At 68.3% G+C, this 16,445-nt stretch carries 18 protein-coding genes; 14 read left to right on the top strand and 4 right to left on the bottom strand.

The window, feature by feature from the left end:
* Positions 1 to 27 precede the first annotated feature (27 nt).
* The 4 genes from ABD115_RS16010 (at position 28) to glmM (ending at position 3,383) form a co-directional block, all read left to right on the top strand.
* Entirely contained in the window at positions 28 to 906 is an 879-nt protein-coding gene (locus ABD115_RS16010; protein ID WP_343962720.1) for a tRNA pseudouridine synthase A, read from the top strand.
* A gap of 149 nt (positions 907 to 1,055) precedes the next feature.
* A complete protein-coding gene (rplM, locus tag ABD115_RS16005) occupies positions 1,056 to 1,502 on the top strand; it encodes a 50S ribosomal protein L13 (RefSeq protein WP_343962718.1) in 447 nt (148 codons plus the stop codon).
* Positions 1,503 to 1,535: 33 nt separating this feature from the next.
* The gene (gene rpsI, locus ABD115_RS16000; RefSeq protein ID WP_343962716.1) at positions 1,536 to 2,015 is read left to right on the top strand and encodes a 30S ribosomal protein S9; all 480 of its coding nucleotides are present in this window, start codon (positions 1,536 to 1,538) and stop codon (positions 2,013 to 2,015) included.
* An 18-nt stretch (positions 2,016 to 2,033) separates the two neighbouring features.
* Positions 2,034 to 3,383, top strand: coding sequence for a phosphoglucosamine mutase (gene glmM, locus ABD115_RS15995; protein ID WP_343962714.1), 1,350 nt, complete (start codon positions 2,034 to 2,036; stop codon positions 3,381 to 3,383).
* Between the two features lie 158 nt (positions 3,384 to 3,541).
* Here glmM and ABD115_RS15990 read toward each other — a convergent pair whose 3' ends face one another.
* Both ABD115_RS15990 and coaA read right to left on the bottom strand, forming a co-directional pair.
* On the bottom strand, positions 3,542 to 4,372 hold the full coding sequence (locus ABD115_RS15990) for a type IV toxin-antitoxin system AbiEi family antitoxin domain-containing protein (protein WP_343962712.1): 831 nt from the start codon (positions 4,370 to 4,372) through the stop codon (positions 3,542 to 3,544).
* Between the two features lie 428 nt (positions 4,373 to 4,800).
* The gene (gene coaA, locus ABD115_RS15985; RefSeq protein ID WP_343962710.1) at positions 4,801 to 5,844 is read right to left on the bottom strand and encodes a type I pantothenate kinase; all 1,044 of its coding nucleotides are present in this window, start codon (positions 5,842 to 5,844) and stop codon (positions 4,801 to 4,803) included.
* A gap of 31 nt (positions 5,845 to 5,875) precedes the next feature.
* On the opposite strand from coaA, the gene glmS reads away from it, so the two are divergent.
* From glmS to ABD115_RS15945, 8 genes are all read left to right on the top strand, one after another.
* Positions 5,876 to 7,726, top strand: coding sequence for a glutamine--fructose-6-phosphate transaminase (isomerizing) (gene glmS / locus ABD115_RS15980; protein WP_343962708.1), 1,851 nt, complete (start codon positions 5,876 to 5,878; stop codon positions 7,724 to 7,726).
* Positions 7,723 to 8,088 carry a holo-ACP synthase gene (locus tag ABD115_RS15975; protein WP_343962706.1) on the top strand — a complete coding sequence of 122 codons (366 nt, stop codon included), beginning with the start codon at positions 7,723 to 7,725 and terminating at the stop codon, positions 8,086 to 8,088. Before glmS ends, ABD115_RS15975 begins: the two co-directional genes overlap by 4 nt.
* Complete coding sequence (gene alr / locus ABD115_RS15970; protein ID WP_343962704.1) at positions 8,085 to 9,380, top strand: alanine racemase; 1,296 nt, start codon at positions 8,085 to 8,087, stop codon at positions 9,378 to 9,380. The genes ABD115_RS15975 and alr overlap by 4 nt, the downstream gene beginning before the upstream one ends.
* A complete protein-coding gene (gene tsaE / locus ABD115_RS16665) occupies positions 9,377 to 9,985 on the top strand; it encodes a tRNA (adenosine(37)-N6)-threonylcarbamoyltransferase complex ATPase subunit type 1 TsaE (RefSeq protein ID WP_382403288.1) in 609 nt (202 codons plus the stop codon). Before alr ends, tsaE begins: the two co-directional genes overlap by 4 nt.
* Entirely contained in the window at positions 9,982 to 10,644 is a 663-nt protein-coding gene (gene tsaB / locus ABD115_RS15960) for a tRNA (adenosine(37)-N6)-threonylcarbamoyltransferase complex dimerization subunit type 1 TsaB (RefSeq protein ID WP_343962702.1), read from the top strand. The genes tsaE and tsaB overlap by 4 nt, the downstream gene beginning before the upstream one ends.
* Positions 10,641 to 11,162 carry a ribosomal protein S18-alanine N-acetyltransferase gene (gene rimI, locus ABD115_RS15955; protein ID WP_343962700.1) on the top strand — a complete coding sequence of 174 codons (522 nt, stop codon included), beginning with the start codon at positions 10,641 to 10,643 and terminating at the stop codon, positions 11,160 to 11,162. The genes tsaB and rimI overlap by 4 nt, the downstream gene beginning before the upstream one ends.
* A complete protein-coding gene (gene tsaD / locus ABD115_RS15950; RefSeq protein ID WP_343962698.1) occupies positions 11,159 to 12,265 on the top strand; it encodes a tRNA (adenosine(37)-N6)-threonylcarbamoyltransferase complex transferase subunit TsaD in 1,107 nt (368 codons plus the stop codon). Before rimI ends, tsaD begins: the two co-directional genes overlap by 4 nt.
* Before the next feature lie 73 nt (positions 12,266 to 12,338).
* Complete coding sequence (locus ABD115_RS15945; protein WP_343962695.1) at positions 12,339 to 13,031, top strand: hypothetical protein; 693 nt, start codon at positions 12,339 to 12,341, stop codon at positions 13,029 to 13,031.
* A gap of 12 nt (positions 13,032 to 13,043) precedes the next feature.
* Here the strand turns inward: ABD115_RS15945 and ABD115_RS15940 are convergent, their stop codons facing one another.
* Together ABD115_RS15940 and ABD115_RS15935 are read right to left on the bottom strand one after the other, a co-directional pair.
* Positions 13,044 to 14,234, bottom strand: coding sequence for a THUMP-like domain-containing protein (locus ABD115_RS15940; RefSeq protein ID WP_425560070.1), 1,191 nt, complete (start codon positions 14,232 to 14,234; stop codon positions 13,044 to 13,046).
* Positions 14,235 to 14,326: 92 nt separating this feature from the next.
* A complete protein-coding gene (locus ABD115_RS15935) occupies positions 14,327 to 14,803 on the bottom strand; it encodes a DUF4190 domain-containing protein (protein ID WP_343962690.1) in 477 nt (158 codons plus the stop codon).
* 182 nt (positions 14,804 to 14,985) lie between these two features.
* Between ABD115_RS15935 and groES the strand changes: the two genes are divergently transcribed.
* Positions 14,986 to 15,282 (top strand): co-chaperone GroES, encoded by a 297-nt coding sequence (groES, locus tag ABD115_RS15930; RefSeq protein ID WP_343962688.1) that lies wholly within the window; start codon positions 14,986 to 14,988, stop codon positions 15,280 to 15,282.
* Positions 15,283 to 15,494: 212 nt separating this feature from the next.
* Positions 15,495 to 16,427, top strand: a complete 933-nt coding sequence (gene rarD, locus ABD115_RS15925) for an EamA family transporter RarD (RefSeq protein WP_343962686.1) — start codon at positions 15,495 to 15,497, stop codon at positions 16,425 to 16,427.
* The last annotated feature ends 18 nt before the right edge of the window (positions 16,428 to 16,445 follow it).

Below are 16,445 nucleotides of genomic sequence, written 5' to 3'. Positions count from 1 at the left end.
GGCGCGACATCTGACACACTAGATCGCGTGGAAACCACGCGATTGCGACTCGACCTCGGCTACGACGGCACCGACTTCTCGGGCTGGGCCGTGCAGCCGGGCCTGCGCACGGTGCAGGGGGAGATCGAGGCGGCGATCGCGGTGCTGTTGCGTGTCGATCGCGGCGCCGTCAGGCTCACGGTCGGTGGCCGCACCGATGCTGGCGTGCACGCACGCGGGCAGGTCGCCCACATTGACGTGAGCGGCGAGCAGCTCGCGCGGTGGTCGGCATCGCAGCGGGGCGGTGAACCAGACGCCGCCGAGGCCGCCCGCATCATGACGCGAAGGCTCAACGGGGTCCTGCTTCGATCCGCGCCCGACGTCGCGATCCACCGCGTCGCCCCGGCGCCGGCCGGCTTCGACGCACGGTTCTCAGCGGTTCGTCGGCGCTACGAGTATCGGCTGCGGCCCGGGAACGCCAGGCGCGATCCGCTCACCGCCCGTTTCACCGCCGAGGTGCCGCGCGTGCTCGATCTCCCGGCGATGCAGCGCGTGTCGGCAGACCTGCTCGGGCTACAAGACTTCACCACGTTCTGCAAGGCTCGCGAGGGCGCGACCGCCGTGCGCGAGCTGCTCGCCTTCGATTGGCGAGAGACCGCCGATGGTGCATACGCCGCCCGCATCGAGGCGGATGCGTTCTGTCACTCGATGGTGCGCGCGCTCGTTGGCGCGGTTGTCGCGGTCGGGCACGGGCGGATCGCCGAGCGGGAGCTACCCGAGCTGCGCGATGCAAGGCAGCGTTCGAGCCGCTTCACCGTGATGCCGGCGCACGGGCTTTCGCTCGAGGAGATCGGGTACCCGGAAGACGCGGATCTCGCCAAGCGCGCCGAGCAGACTCGCGCCCGCCGCGATCCGCTCGATGACTGACCGTTCTGTGCTAAAGTTGATCCTTGGTGCGCAAGCACCCGAATTGTTGAGCCCTCCACCGCACAGGAACTCGCGCAGCACCGCTGAGTGAGACCTCGCACGGAGTGGGATTCAAGAACTCCTCCATTTCGACAGAAAGCAGCACGACAGTGACTCGCACATACTCGCCGAAGGCAGCTGACCAGAAGCACGACTGGATCGTCATTGACGCAACAGACGTGGTGCTCGGCCGCCTCGCATCGCACGCCGCAACCCTGCTTCGCGGCAAGCACAAGACCACCTTCGCACCGCACATGGACATGGGTGACTACGTCATCATCGTCAACGCGGACAAGGTTGTGCTGACCGGTAACAAGGCAGCGCAGAAGAAGGCCTACCGCCACTCGGGCTACCCGGGCGGCCTCCGTTCGGTGAGCTACACCGAGCTCCTCACGAAGAACCCGGAGCGCGCCGTTGAGAAGGCCATCCGCGGCATGCTTCCGAAGAACTCGCTCGGCGCAGACCTGTTCCGCAAGCTCAAGGTGTACGCGGGTCCGGAGCACCCCCACGCGGCGCAGCAGCCGACCCCCTACACCTTTGGCCAGGTTGCGCAGTAAGCGCGCTAGAGACACAAGAAGAGAGACTTTAACGTGACTGAAGAGCAGACTGTGGCCACTGAGAGCTACACCACCGAGACCCCTGCGTCGCAGGCAACCGCGGCAACCCCGCGCCCCGCGCTCACCGTTCCCGGTGCAGCCGTTGGCCGTCGCAAGCAGGCTGTTGCCCGCGTGCGCCTCATTCCCGGCGAGGGCAAGATGACCGTTAACGGTCGCGAGTTCGCCGAGTACTTCCCGAACAAGCTGCACCAGCAGCTCATCACCGATCCGTTCACCGTGCTCGAGCTCGGCGGCGCATACGACCTCATCGCGACGATCGACGGCGGCGGCCCCTCGGGCCAGGCCGGCGCGCTCCGCCTCGCGGTCGCTCGTGCGCTCAACGAGATCGACGCCGAGCACAACCGTGCAACGCTGAAGAAGGCTGGCTTCCTGAGCCGCGACGCTCGCATCAAGGAGCGCAAGAAGGCCGGTCTCAAGAAGGCCCGTAAGGCGCCTCAGTACTCGAAGCGCTAACCAGGAGCGAATTCCCACATGGGACGCCTGTTTGGCACCGATGGGGTGCGGGGCTTGGCCGGGGTGGATATCACCGCCGACCTTGCCCTGCGCCTCGCGCACGCAGCGGCTCTCGTACTCGGGCGTAATGCCCGCGGCGAGAGCCGTCGCGCTACCGCGATCGTTGCGCGCGATCCGCGGGTCTCTGGCGAGTTCATCACGGCGGCCGTTTCTGCCGGGCTCGCCGCGGCCGGGGTTGACGTGCTCGACGCAGGCGTGATTCCGACGCCGGCTGCCGCGTACCTCGTAGCTGACACGGGCGCCGATTTCGGCGTGATGGTGTCGGCGTCGCACAACCCTGCGCCTGACAACGGCATCAAGTTCTTCGCCGAGGGTGGGCGCAAGCTGCCCGACGACGTTGAAGACGCGATCGAGGCGGCTATGGCTCTGCCCCCGGTTGCCGTCACGGGCCACGAGGTCGGCCGCATTCGGCGCTTCGCCGATGCCGAAGATCGCTACCTCGTACACCTGCTCGGCACGCTCGAGGGCACGAGCCTCGCGGGCCTCACCGTCGTGCTCGACTGCGCACACGGCGCCGCCTCGGGCATCTCGCCAGACGCGTTCACCGCCGCAGGCGCGAAGATCATCGTGATCGGCAACGACCCCGACGGTATGAACATCAACGACGGGGTCGGCTCGACCCACCTGGGGCCGTTGAAGGCTGCGGTGCTCGAACACGGGGCAGACCTCGGCATTGCGCACGACGGAGATGCTGACCGCTGCCTCGCTGTCGACGCCGCTGGCAACGATATCGACGGCGATCGCATTATGGCGATCTTGGCGCTGTCAATGTCGCGCCGCGGCAAGCTCGACAAAAACACGCTCGTCGCGACCGTCATGTCGAACCTCGGCCTGATGCTCGCGATGGCCGACAACGGCATCGACGTGATTCAGACCGGAGTGGGCGACCGCTACGTGCTCGAGGCGATCAACGAGCACGGCTACTCGCTGGGAGGCGAGCAGTCGGGTCACGTGATCATGAGCGAGTTCGCGACCACCGGCGACGGCATTCTCACCGGCCTGCACATTGCGGCCGAGATCGTGCGCACCGGCAAGTCGCTCGCCGAGCTCGGCACCTGCATGAAGGTGTACCCGCAGGTGCTCGTCAACGTTCGCGGAGTCGATCGCACCCGTGCGAACAGCGACGAGGTGCTGCAGCAGGCGGTGCGCCAGGTCGAGAGCGTGCTTGCCGGTGAGGGGCGCGTGTTGCTGCGCCCGTCTGGCACCGAGCCCGTGGTGCGCGTGATGGTCGAGGCCGCCCACAGCGACCAGGCCCAGCAGCTCGCTGACGACCTCGCGGCTATCGTGAAGGAACGCCTGGCGGTGTAACCAGCTCTGAGCCCGGGGTGCCTGATGCAGCGCGCCCCGGGCTTTTGCGTTGCTGGGCGCTGGGTTTCTGCGGTGGATCGGTGATCTGCGCAGCCACGGCCCGGGCTGGGGGTTTGGGCCTGGCTTGTGCAGTTTGCCGATCTAGCGCCGCCGCGTGCTCACACGAGCTCGGCTCGCTGGTGCAGGCCGAGCGCGACCGCGCGCATGATGCTGGCCTGGGCGGTGGGCCAGGCGTCCATCACCTGTGAATACGCTAGACGAATGACCGTATAGCCTCGCAGCGCTAGCTTCGCGTCGTGCGTGATGTCGCTGGTGCGCTGCGCCCCGGTGTGGTGCGCACCGTCGATCTGTATGACAAGGCGTTCGCCAAGCAAAAAGTCGACCCGGTGCCCGTCGAGCCACGCCTGCGCGACGATCGGCACGCCGAGCCAACGCAGGCGTAGCCGCACGTAGCTCTCAAGGCCGGAGTCTGCGAACGGGTCGGTGGCATCGAGCACCTTCCGCGCCCGAACGGGTAGGGGGAGCTGGGCGAGGGCCGAGCGGTCGACGAGCCGCTTGTTGAGTGCCGAGTCCCACGTCGCAACCGCGTCTTCGAAGGGCTCACAGCGTGCGACGTGCACGAGGGTGTTCTCCAGGGTGTCGCTGAGTGCGTAGCGGTCGCACGGCACCAGCGGCGCGTGATAGTGCAGCACCGCCCCCTCCGGGCGGATCTCGGCCCCCGACCGCAGCACCGCGTAGTGCGGAGTGGAGGTATCGCGCACCCACAGCCCCTGCCTCGCCGCCTCGGTGATGCACGACAGCATGAGGCCGTGGCGCGCCGCCGTGACGAGTTGGGGGTCGGCGTGGGGTTGAGCGACCCAGCCCCGGCGAACGCGAACCAGGCGACCGGCGAGCACCTCTTTGTGTAGGTAGTGGCGGCTCAGCCCGTGATCCATGAGGGCGGCGCTGCGCACAACGCCTCCGTGTCTTGCGAGAAATGCTTCATACATAGAGCGAGCATGCCCCGAGCGGGCCCCCGAGCTCCGCCTCGATCGCACAATGTGGAGAACTCCCGTATGCGCGCGGCCTCGGGCGGCATGTGGAGAAGGCCTGGCGCCCGCCCCGTTGCCCGGCCACCGACTCTTACTCAGCTCGTGCCCAGACTCTACCCGGTGGCTAGAGAGCGCTGCCGCAGCTGAAGCCCTGCCCGAGCGTGCTCCCTACCAAGCCCCAGCTTGTTACTCGCACACGCGGCGCACAAGCTATGCCCCTCCCGCGCCACGAGACCTGCGCTGCCTAGGTGATCGGCAGAACACAGCCCCAAAAGTGGGCTCTGCGGCCGTGGGGGTGCAGATCTGCTATTGAGTGCAGAGGCACCCGGCCGGCCGGCGCCAAGCAGCACCGGCCCGCCGAGCAGCACCGGCCCGCCAAACCGGCCCTACAGCTTCCGCAGCAGCACCTTCTGCACCCGGTGGTCGGCCTCCTTGCGCAGCACGAGCGTCGCGCGGGCGCGGGTTGGCCGAATGTTCTCGATGAGGTTCGGCTCGTTGATCGCCTTCCAGATCTCGTGCGCGTACGATTTCGCAGCCTCGTCGTCGAGGGTGGCGAACTGCCTGAAGAACGAGTCTGGGTCGGCGAAGGCGCTGTCGCGCAACCGCAGAAATCGCTTCGTGAACCACGCCTCGATATCGGCGGTGCGCGCATCGACGTAGACGGAGAAGTCGAACAGGTCTGAGACGGCGAGCGGGTGGTCTGCCATCGGCGGCTGTAGCACGTTGAGCCCCTCGACGATCAAGATGTCGGGTTGGCGCACCGTCGTGTACTCGCCGGGAACGATGTCGTAGATGAGGTGGCTGTAGTGCGGGGCGCGCACCTCGGGCATGCCCGATTTCACCTGCGACACGAAGCGCAGCAGCGCCCGCCTGTCGTACGACTCGGGGAAGCCCTTGCGGTGGGCGATGCCGCGCCGCTCGAGCTCGGCGTTGGGGTAGAGGAAGCCGTCGGTGGTGACGAGCGCGACGTGCGGCGTCTCGGGCCAGCGCGCGAGTAGATCTCGCAGAATGCGGGCAACGGTCGACTTGCCGACGGCGACCGAGCCGGCTACGCCGATCACGAACGTGCTTGGTCGCTCGCTCTCTCGGTGCAGAAACCGGCGCGTGCGCTGGTGCATCTCGCGGGCGGCGATCGCGTACTGGTTGATCAGGCGGCTGAGCGGCAGGTACACCTCAGAGACCTCGGCGACGTCGAGCACCTCTCCGAGGCCCCTGAACGACTCGATTTCTTTCTCGCTCAGCGGCAGGGGAGTCTCGCCCGCGAGCCGCGCCCACTCCGCACGCCCGATCTCGGTGAACGGGGAGGTCAGTTCGGGTCGCACCAGGGTCTGTGTCTCTGGCCCGATGACAAGGTTCTCTGTGGTGACGGGAGCTGTGTCTTTGCTGCGAGCAAGATCGGTGACTGCGCCTTCGCTGGTTTTTTCGCTCATCGCTCTCCATCGTGCCACTAAAATCGACTGTATGTGTGGAATCGTAGGATATGCAGGCCCAAATGACACTGTTGAGGCGCTGCTGAACGGCCTTCGTCGGCTCGAATACCGGGGGTACGACTCCGCGGGTATCGCAGTGATCGATGATACCGGCGGCGTCGCAGTGCGCAAGAAGTCGGGCAAGCTCGTGAACCTCGAAGACCTGCTGACCGCGAGCCCCGTCAGCGCGGCTGGCACCGGCATCGGGCACACCCGTTGGGCGACCCACGGCGGGCCGACCGATGTGAACGCGCACCCGCACCTGGGCGACGGAGGCCGCCTCGCGGTCATTCACAACGGCATTGTCGAAAACTTCTCTGAACTGCGCGACGACGTGATCGCCCGTGGCGCCGAACTCGCGAGTGAGACCGACACCGAGGTCGTCGCGGCACTGCTCGGGCTCGAGACGGCCGCGGGCAAAGACGTCGAGACCGCGCTGCGCGACGTCGCGAAGCGGCTGCACGGCACGTTCACGCTGCTCGCCATGCACCAGAACGAGCCGGGCAAGATCGTCGCGGCCAGGCACCACTCGCCCCTCGTTATCGGGCTCGGCGACGGAGAGAACTTTCTCGGCTCCGATGTCGCGGCGTTCGTGGCGTCGACGCGCCGAGCCGTTGTCGTGAACGAAGACAACATCGCGATCATCACGCCCGACAGCGTGCGCATCACCGACTTCGCCGGAACCGAGGTGAGCTTCGAGGAGTACGAGGTCGAGTGGGATGCGGGCGCTGCCGACAAGGGCGGCTGGTCGTCGTTCATGGCGAAGGAGATCAACGAGCAGCCAGAGGCAATCGCGAACACGATTCGCGGACGCATCGTCGACGGCCACGTCGAGATCCCTGAACTGACCGAGCTCGGGGCCGAGCGCCTGCAGAATATCGACCGCATCATCATTATTGCCTGCGGCACGGCATCGTACGCCGGCATGGTCGGCTCGTACGCGATCGAGCAGTGGGCGAGGGTGCCGGTCGAGGTGCAGCTGAGCCACGAGTTCCGCTACCGCGACCCCGTGCTCTCTGACCGCACCATGGTGATCTCGGTGAGCCAGTCGGGCGAGACGATGGACACGCTCATGGCCGTGAAGTACGCCATCGAGCAGGGCGTGACGACGGTGTCGGTGTGCAACACCCAGAGCGCGACAATTCCGCGCGAGTCTGACGCCGCGGTGTACACGCACGCCGGGCCCGAGGTCGCCGTCGCGTCGACGAAGGCGTTCATCGCCCAGATCACGGCGCTGTACCTCATCGGCCTGCACCTGGGCAGGGCCCGCGGGGTGCTCTCGGCCGAAGCCGAGGCCGCTGCGGTCGAACAGCTCGAGGCGCTGCCCGAGAAGATGGTCGAGGCGGTGGCAACGCACGAGCAGATCGCCGAGCTTGCGCACTGGATGGCCGACACCCGCTCGGTGCTCTTCCTCGGCCGCCACGTTGGCTACCCGGCGGCGCTCGAGGGTGCGCTGAAGCTCAAGGAGATCGCCTACATTCACGCCGAGGGCTTCGCCGCTGGCGAGCTCAAGCACGGCCCGATCGCGCTTATCGACCACGGCCAGCCCGTGTTCGTGCTCGTGCCGAGCCCGCGCACCTCGCCGCTCATGCACTCGAAGGTGGTCTCGAACATCCAGGAGATCCGCGCCCGCGGTGCGAGGGTGATCGCGATCGTGGAGAAGGGTGACACGGCCGTGCTGCCGTTCGCAGACGAGGTCGTGCGGATCCCGCTCACCGATGCGCTGTTCGACCCGATCTTGCAGGTTGTGCCGCTGCAGTGGTTCGCCCTCGAGCTCTCAACCGCGAAGGGCCTCGACGTCGACCAGCCGCGCAACCTTGCGAAATCGGTGACCGTCGAGTGATCATTGGCATCGGCGTCGACACTGTTGACATCGCGCGCTTCGAGCGGCAGCTCGAGCGCACGCCGAAGCTGCGCGAACGCCTGTTCAGCGCGGCCGAGGGGCAGCTGTCGACGCCGTCGCTCGCGGCTCGGTTTGCCGCGAAGGAGGCGCTTATTAAGGCGCTCGGAGATTCGGGCGACCTGACCTGGCCAGACATGGAGGTGCGCCGCAATGAATTGCGGGCGCCGGAGTTCGTGCCGACGGCCGGGTTGCGCGAGGCGCTCGCGGCGCGTGGGGCGGATCGGATCCACCTCTCAATGACCCACGACACGGGCGTCGCGACCGCGTTCGTTATTGTGGAGCAGGGAGGCGGTGCCGAATGAGAACAGGATCGATGCGCGTCGCCGACATCTCGGTGTCGGCTATTCGCAAGAACGTGCGGCGCGTCAGCGACCTCACCGGCGGCGGCAACGTCATCGTCGTCGTGAAGGCGTGCGGCTACGGCCACGACGCGGCGATCGCCGCGAGCGCCGCAATGGCCGGCGGCGCGACAATGATCGCGACGGCAGACCTCGAGGAGGCGCTGCAGCTGCGCGAGCGCGGCATCGACGCGCCGCTGCTGTGCTGGCTGCACGGCCCGCGGGTCGACTTCGTGCCGGCGATCGAGCAGTCCATCGACATTGGGGTTGCGCACCTGCGGCAGCTGGAGGCGCTCGCCGGCGCCGCGCGCGCGACCGGTAGGCCCGCGACGCTGCAGTTCAAGATTGATACCGGGCTGAGTCGCAACGGCGCCGCCCGCGAGGAGTGGGACGAGCTGTTTCGGCGCGGCGCCGAGCTCGAGCGCGAGGGCCTCGTGCACGTTCGCGGCATCTTCAGCCACCTCGCGAACGCCGGGGAAGAAGCCGATCTCGCCCAGGGCGCCAAGTTCGACGAGGCCGTCGCGCTGTTGCGCGCTGCCGGCTGCGAGCCCGCGATGATCCACCTCGCCGCGAGCGCAGCGACGTTTACCCGACCCGAGCTCTACTACAACACCGTTCGGGTTGGCGTTGCAGCCTTCGGCCTGAGCCCCTTTGTCGAGAAGAACTCGGCGCAGCTCGGGCTCACCCCCGCGATGACGCTGCGCTCCGAGGTCGTCGCCCTGCGCGGCGTGCCGGCGGGCACCGGGGTGTCGTACGGCTTCAACCACGTGTGCGAGGTCGCGACGACGCTCGCGCTCGTGCCGGTTGGCTACGCAGACGGCATGCCGCGCGCGCTCAACGGTTCGGGTGCCTGGGTGACGATCGCCGACGAGCGCTGCCCGATCGTGGGGCGCATCGGCATGGACCAGTTCATTGTCGACGTTGGCCCCATCGCCGGGCGCATCGATCTCGGCGCCCCGGTTGTGCTGTTCGGCGACCCCGAGCGCGGCTACCCGTCGATCGACAACTGGGCGCGACTCATGCGCACGATCAACTACGAGATCCTTGTCGGCATCGGCCCGCGCGTGCTTCGCCGCGCGGTCGACGAAACGGCGGTCGCCGAGGCTGAGTCTGCGACCGGCGAGACCGCGGCCGGCGAGGTCGCGGCCGGCGAGGTTGCGGTCGGCGAGACCGCGGCTGGCGTCGCAACGGCCAGCGGCGTCACCGGCGGCGACGCCGCAATCGGCGCCGGGCCAACGGGCGAGGTGGGGGCGTGAGCGTCGTTGAGCGATTCGCTGCCGCAGACCCCGACGCAATGCACGAATTCGGCATCGCGCTCGGGCGAGAACTCCGCGCCGGCGACCTTGTCATTCTGACTGGCCCGCTCGGCGCGGGCAAGACGACGCTCACTCGCGGCATCGGCGAGGGCCTCGGTGTGCGTGGCCCGGTGCAGAGCCCGACATTTGTGATCGCGCGCACGCACCCGTCGCTCGTCGGCGGCGCGCCACTCGTGCACGTTGATGCTTACCGGCTCGCCGACGCTTCCGAGGTCGAAGACCTCGACCTCGATTTCGAGGGTTCGGTCGTCGTCGCCGAGTGGGGTGCGGGGCTCGTCGACGCGCGCGACTCCTGGCTCGAGATCGTCATCGAGCGCCCGATCGGCGGCGCCGAGCCCGGCGCTCCCGCCGAGCCGGCCGACCCCGGCGCTCCCACCGCTCCCGCCGAGCCCGGCGCTCCCGCCGAGCCGGCCGACCCCGGCGCCCCCGCGGCAACCGGGCCGCTCGAGCGCACCGACGACGAATTTGCGGAGGCACCAGTGGAACCGCGCACGCTGACGGTAACGGGGCACGGCCCCCGGTGGCAGAACGGGGTGCTCAGGTGACCGAGGTTGGCATTCGCAGGGTCTCAGCGCCCGAGCTCGCGGCGCACGCGCTGCTCGCGATCGATACCTCGCTCGGCACGAGCGTCGCACTGGGCTCTGGTGCGACAATCACCGAGGTGTGGAGCGACGACCCCCGCGGCCACGCCGAGGTGATCGGCACGCTCATCGCGCGCGTGTTCGCCGAGCACGGGGTGGATCCCGCCGCGGTCACCGGGGTCGTCGCCGGAATGGGGCCGGGCCCCTTCACCGGGCTGCGCGTTGGTATCGCGGCCGCCCACGCATTCGCGCTCGGCCGGGGCCTGGCCACCCTCCCGGTGATCAGTCACGACGCGGTCGCGCTCGAGGCGCTCGAGACCGGCGCGGTTGCTGGCATTCGGGTGGTGCAAGACGCGAAGCGGCGCGAGCTCTTCGTCACCGACTACGCTGGGCTCGATTGGGCCGGTATTCCCGAGCGCACTGGCTCGCCGCGGCTCGAGCCGCGCGAGGGCTTCGCCGCGGTCGCCAACGAGCTCTGGCCCGAGAGAGTGCCGGCCGCGTCGCTCGTGCGGCTGGCGGCGCGGCGGCTCGGCGCCGGCCGCGATTTCGAGGCCGACCAGGCGCTCTACCTGCGCCTGCCAGACGTGATGCAGCCCAAGGCGCCTAAGCCGGTGACGCCGTGACGGCCCGTGAGGCCGAGGCAGGGCAGCCAGGCCACTCGGCCGAGCCGCTCATCGCCGGGCAGGGCGTGGCGCTGCGTGACGCGACCCTCGACGACCTCGACGCGGTCGCCGAGCTCGAGGCGCTCCTGTTCGGCTCCGACGCCTGGAGCCGTGAGATGGTGCGCGAGGAGCTCGCGGGCGAGCACCGCCGCTATGTTGTGCTCGAGGCCGACGACGGCGCGCTCTGCGGCTACGCCGGCGTGCTCGTGCTCGGCGCCGACGGTGACATTCAGACGATCGCGGTCGCGCCCGGGCTGCGCGGCAAGGGCCTCGGGCGCGCGCTGATGAACGAGTTGATCAGCGAGGCGGATCGCCGGGGCGCCACCCGGGTGTTTCTCGAGGTGCGTGCCGACAACCCGGTGGCCCGCGCTCTCTACGCCTCGCTCGGTTTCGCCGAGATCGGGGTGCGGCCTCGCTACTACCAACCCGAGGGCATCGACGCGATCGTCATGCAGCTGCAAATAAAGGAGCGACAGTGAGTGAGACGGTGAGCGCGTTAGCAGGCGCGCCACGGGAGCCGCTCGTGCTCGGTATCGAGACGAGCTGCGATGAGACCGGTGTCGGCATCGTGCGTGGGCGAACGCTGCTCGCGAACGCCATCGCCTCGTCGATGGACGAGCACTCGCGGTTTGGGGGAGTGATCCCCGAGATCGCCGCGCGTGCCCATCTAGAGTCGATGACGCCGACGATCGAGCGTGCCCTCGCCGACGCGGGCGTCACCCTCGAAGAGGTCGACGCGATCGCGGTCACCGGCGGGCCAGGGCTCGCAGGCGCGCTCATGGTTGGCGTCTCTGCGGCGAAGGCGCTTGCTGTGTCGCTCGGCCGGCCGTTGTACGCGGTGAACCACCTCGTCGGGCACGTCGGGGCAGACCTGCTCACCGGCGATGCGCTGCGCCCCGCCGTCGGCGAGATCGGAGAGCTCGAGCTGCCGACGGTCGCCCTGCTCGTGTCGGGCGGGCACACCTCGCTGCTCGTGGTGCGCGACCTCGTGAGCGACGTTGAGCTGCTCGGTGAAACAATCGATGACGCGGCCGGCGAGGCGTTCGATAAGGTCGCGAGGCTGCTCGGGCTGCCCTACCCGGGCGGGCCCCATATCGACCGAGTGGCCGCCGACGGCGACCCGCAGGCGATCCGCTTCCCGCGCGGGCTGACGCTCCCGAAAGACATGGCGAAGCACCGCTACGACTTCTCGTTCTCGGGGCTGAAGACCTCGGTTGCCCGCTGGGTCGAGAAGCGAGTCGCCGCAGGTGAGCCGGTTCCCGTGGCAGACGTGGCGGCGAGTTTCCGTGAAGCGGTCGTCGACGTGCTGCTCACGAAGGCGCTCGCGGCGTGCGCCGATCTCGAGATTCCGCGGCTGCTGCTCGGCGGTGGCGTCGTTGCCAACGCAAGGCTGCGCGAGGTTGCAGCTGAGCGGGCGGCCGCATCAGGAGTGCAGCTCCGGGTGCCCCCGCTGTCGCTCTGCACCGACAATGGGGCGATGATCGCATCGCTCGGCGCCCAGCTTGTCGCCGCGGGCCACGATCCGTCGTCGCTCGACTTCGGAGCCGACTCGACGCTGCCGGTGACGAACATTCAGTTGTAGCGAGTCGCCGCTCCCGCGGTATCGTTGTCACCAGGGGCAACCCCCTTGATCGACACACACCGTTAGGAACGCAATGTCTGATAACACGCCGAACACCGACCCCGCGGCCACGCCGGAGCAGCCTCAGGCGACGCCCGACACCCCGGTAGCGCCGGGTGCCGCGCCGCAGGCTCCCGCGTTCCCGAGCGCCCCCGAGCCCAGCCAGCCGGCAATGCCTTCGGCGCCGGGTGAACCGTATGTCGCCCCGGCAGCCGACTACCCGGGCGCTCCCGCAGCTCCGGCTTTCCCTGCAGCGCAGGGTTTCGGCGCGGCCCCCGCCGCGCCTTCCTACCCCGGCGCTCCCGCAGCACCGGCCTACCCGGGCGCTCCCGCATATGGGCAGGCTCCCGCCTACAACATGGCAGCGCCGCCCAAGCCGAAGGGTCTCGCGCTCACCGCCATGATTCTTGGTATCGCGGCCCTCGTGCTGTTCTTCATCCCCTTCCTCAGCCCGCTGCTCGGCCTCGTCGCGCTCGTGCTCGGCATCATGGCACTGATCAAGAAGCAGTCGCTCGGCTTTGGGCTCACCGGCCTCATCACCGGCGCGCTCGGCCTCATCATCGGCGGCATCATCACGATCGGCGTGATCGTGGCGTTCTCGATGGGCGGCGATCTCGTGTCGCAGAGCATGGACGCCGCCGAGGCCTGCCAGAACGGCGCGACCTCGGTCGAGGTGCTCGGCGAGACGATCTCGTGTGACACCCTGCTCCGGGGCTCGACCAACTAGGGGAGTCTACGCTCAGCAGCGCTCGGCGAGCAGTGCGACATGCCTGCCCGCCGAGCGGCTGAGCACGAGGGTCGCCGACTCCGGCCCCTTCAGACGCAGGCGCGTACGCAGCGCGGCGGGATCCACATCCACGCCGCGCTTTTTGATTTCTAGCCGCCCGATGCCGCGTTGCGCGAGCGCGCGCTTGAGCTCCTTCTCTCGCGTCGGCAGCTCCTCGACGACGCGAAACACCTGCGCGAAGGGCGTTGTGGGCTCCCGGTCGGTCGACAGGTAGGCGATGCCCTCGTGCAGCATGCCGGCGTCGAGCTCGGCAGCCAGCAGGCCGATGAGGCGCGCCCGAATGACGGCGCCGTCGGGTTCGAGCAGGTACTCTCCAATGCCGCGCACGTCGGCATCTGGCGCGTCGTCTGCCGCGAGCAGCTCGTGCACGGCTGCGGTGTGTTCGGGCGAGCCGCCGCCGCGGAGCACTGTCGCCGCTCGCCGCACGCCCGGCCGCGCCCCAGCACCGAACCAGAGGCCCATCTCGACGAGCTGCCCGTCGACCGACACCCACTGGGCCTCGGCGTCGACCGGAATGAGCTCACGGTCGAGGCCCGGCCCGAGCTTCACGCCACCTGTGTGTGCCGCGCGGGCCGAGGCAAAGGCGAAGTCGAGCGAGGGGGAGTAATCGTCTGCGTGCACACGGCGAGTGTCGCGGTGGCCGGCCGTGCGCCGCGCAGGGTCGAGAAAAACGCCCTCTGCCTCGCCGGGCCCGACAACCGTTGCGTCGCCCACGATGACGTCGACCGAGGGTGCGCTGCCTCGGCTCTCTGCAAGCGCGCGGGCGGCGACGCCGAGGTTGTGCTTTGCGAACGCCGCGGTCAGCGGGTCGAGTTCTACCGCGCGCACGCCGATCCCGGCGCACAGCAGCGCGAGCGACTCGGCGCCAAGCCCGCACCCGAGGTCTGCGACAGTGTCGCAGCCCGAGAAGCGAGCGGCGTGCAGGTTCGCAACGACGAAGCGCGAGGCCTGCTCGAGGCCCGCCTGCGTGAGCAGCAGCTCGGGAGCGAGCGGGCCGAACTTCGCCCCGGCGCGCTCGCGCAGCCCGGTGACCGTGAGCGCCGCCGCGATGAGGTCGGTGTCGTCGCTCTGGCGGCGCAGCTTGGCTGAAACGCGGTCGAACGCCGAACCGTCTGCGCGCAGTGCTGCCGCGGCGGCAAGCAGCTCGCTGCCAGCGGGCGATGCGAGTTCGGCCCAACCCGGGAGCGAAGAAACCGGCCGGGGGAGGTGTTCCCCCGGCCGGTTGTCATCGCTGGTCACGAGTAGTAGTAGCTGCCGCTCGCCGCTGCGCCGATGAGCATGACGATCGCGCCGATGTAGAGAATGATGAAGAGCGTGCCGAGCGCAAACACGCAGTAGCCGTAGATGAGCCCGGTGAGGGCGAGGCCGCGGCCCCGATCGCCGGTGCGCTTGATCTGGCTGAGGCCCATGTGCCCGAAGATGATGCCCGCGAGCGGCATCATGAAAGTCACGATGATCGAGATGAGCGCGTAGGTGTTCGTGTCGCTCACGGTCGTGCGTTCGGGCGCCTGCTGGCCGTAGCTATAGGCTGCTGCTGCCGCGCCCTGGTCGTAGGGGGCTCCGTAGCTCGGCGGGTACGGCTGGCCGGCGTACGACTCGGGGAGCGGTGCGGTCGGCTGAGTGAACGCCGCCTCGGTGAGCGGCTCGGTCGGCTGCGTGAATGCCGCCTCTGTCGCGTGTGGCGTTGGCTCGGCGGGTGGGGTGGTGCTCATAGCGCTCCCAAATTCGGTGGTCGGGCTTATCAGCTTACCCAGGGCGGGCTGTGTTCGCTGTGCGCGATTCCGCTCCCAACGGTTGGCACTCGCCTTGCATGAGTGCCAACCGGGGCCATAGAATCTCGTACAGAGGCACCCGTAAGGGGTGTAAAACCAACAGCTTTGGAAAGAGGTCAACCGTGTCGGTCGCCATCAAGCCGCTCGAGGATCGTATCGTCATCCAGCAGGTCGAGGCGGAGCAGACCACTGCTTCCGGTCTCGTCATTCCTGACAGCGCGAAGGAAAAGCCCCAGGAGGGCAAGGTTGTTGCAGTGGGCCCCGGCCGCGTCTCAGACAACGGCACCCGCATTCCCGTCGACGTGAGCGTTGGTGACATCGTCATCTACTCGAAGTTCGGCGGCACCGAGATCAAGGCCGCTGGCGAGGAGTACCTCGTGCTCTCGAGCCGCGACATCCTCGCAGTCATCGAGCGCTAAATCGCACTCTGAACCGGGGTCGCACCGTGCTGGTGCGGCCCCGGTTTTGCGTTTGGGTGCCCTCGGGCACCTGGCGCCTCTGGCGCCTCTGGCGCCTCTGGCTCCTCTGGCGTCTCTCGATATGGCAGGAGTTGTCGCTTGCGCGCAAACATAGCGACAACAACTGCCATATGTAAGGTGGCTGCCCGCTTCGACAGGCGTAGACTAGCTCGGTGAAACAAACACGCGCTGGCTTAGGCTATGGACTCGGTGCGTACCTGATTTGGGGCGCTTTCCCGCCATTTTTCACCCTGATCGCGGTCGTGAACCCGTTCGAGGTCGTCTCGTGGCGCGTCATGACGACGCTGCTCGTGTGCGCGCTCATCGTGACGGTGACGCGCAGGTGGAGCAGGGTGCGCGCGGTGCTGTCGTCGCCCAAGACCTTCGGCATGTTCGTGCTGTCGGCCATCTTGTTGTACGCCAACTGGCAGATCTTTGTCGTCGGCGTGGTCACTGGGCACGTGCTCGAGACGTCGCTGGGCTACTTCATCAACCCGCTGTTTACAATTCTGTTTGGTGTGATCTTCTGGCGCGAGCGACTCTCGCGGTTGCAGTGGATCGCGGTCAGCGTTGCGGGCGTCGGGGTGCTGTACTCGGCGATCGCCTATGGGCGTGTGCCTTGGATCGCGCTCGGCATCGCGCTGAGCTTTGGCCTGTACGGGGTCGTGCACCAGCGCATCGAGCACGTCGACGGCGTGACGGGCCTCACGGTCGAGACGCTCGTTTCGGTGCCCATCGGCATCGTGCAGCTGATCGTCGTCGCCTCGGTGGCGGGCCTCGGCGCGTTCTCGTTCGGCCCGCTGATCGCCGGGCTCGTGCTGGTGAGCGGGCTGCTGACTGCCGTGCCACTCATTCTGTTCGGCGAGGCGGCGCGCAGGCTGCCGCTCACCTATCTCGGGTTCCTGCAGTTCCTCACACCGATTCTCGCGTTCCTGTTCGGCTACTTCGTGATGGGCGAGGAGCTCCCGCTGAGCCGCTGGGTCGGTTTTGTCGGGGTGTGGATCGCGCTGATGTTCTTGATTGCCGACATGATTTTACGCTTGCGGCGAGCACCGAGCCCGGAGCTCGCTCATCAGCCTCATACCGGCCCGATTCCCTTAGACTAGTAACTCTACGTCGACGCC

The sequence above is a fragment of the Leucobacter albus genome (genome assembly GCF_039528015.1).
Taxonomy (GTDB): domain Bacteria; phylum Actinomycetota; class Actinomycetes; order Actinomycetales; family Microbacteriaceae; genus Leucobacter; species Leucobacter albus.
Note: the sequence above shows the minus strand (reverse complement) of the source record. Positions and strands in the feature narration are given on the sequence as shown.

Excerpts from the sequence above, each read along its gene's own strand:
- glmS (WP_343962708.1), top strand. The coding sequence starts at position 5,876 with ATGTGTGGAATCGTAGGATATGCAGGCCCAAATGACACTGTTGAGGCG.
- ABD115_RS15945 (WP_343962695.1), top strand. The coding sequence starts at position 12,339 with ATGTCTGATAACACGCCGAACACCGACCCCGCGGCCACGCCGGAGCAG.
- ABD115_RS15935 (WP_343962690.1), bottom strand. The coding sequence starts at position 14,803 with ATGAGCACCACCCCACCCGCCGAGCCAACGCCACACGCGACAGAGGCG.
- glmM (WP_343962714.1), top strand. The coding sequence starts at position 2,034 with ATGGGACGCCTGTTTGGCACCGATGGGGTGCGGGGCTTGGCCGGGGTG.
- alr (WP_343962704.1), top strand. The coding sequence starts at position 8,085 with ATGAGAACAGGATCGATGCGCGTCGCCGACATCTCGGTGTCGGCTATT.
- ABD115_RS15990 (WP_343962712.1), bottom strand. The coding sequence starts at position 4,372 with ATGTATGAAGCATTTCTCGCAAGACACGGAGGCGTTGTGCGCAGCGCC.
- coaA (WP_343962710.1), bottom strand. The coding sequence starts at position 5,844 with ATGAGCGAAAAAACCAGCGAAGGCGCAGTCACCGATCTTGCTCGCAGC.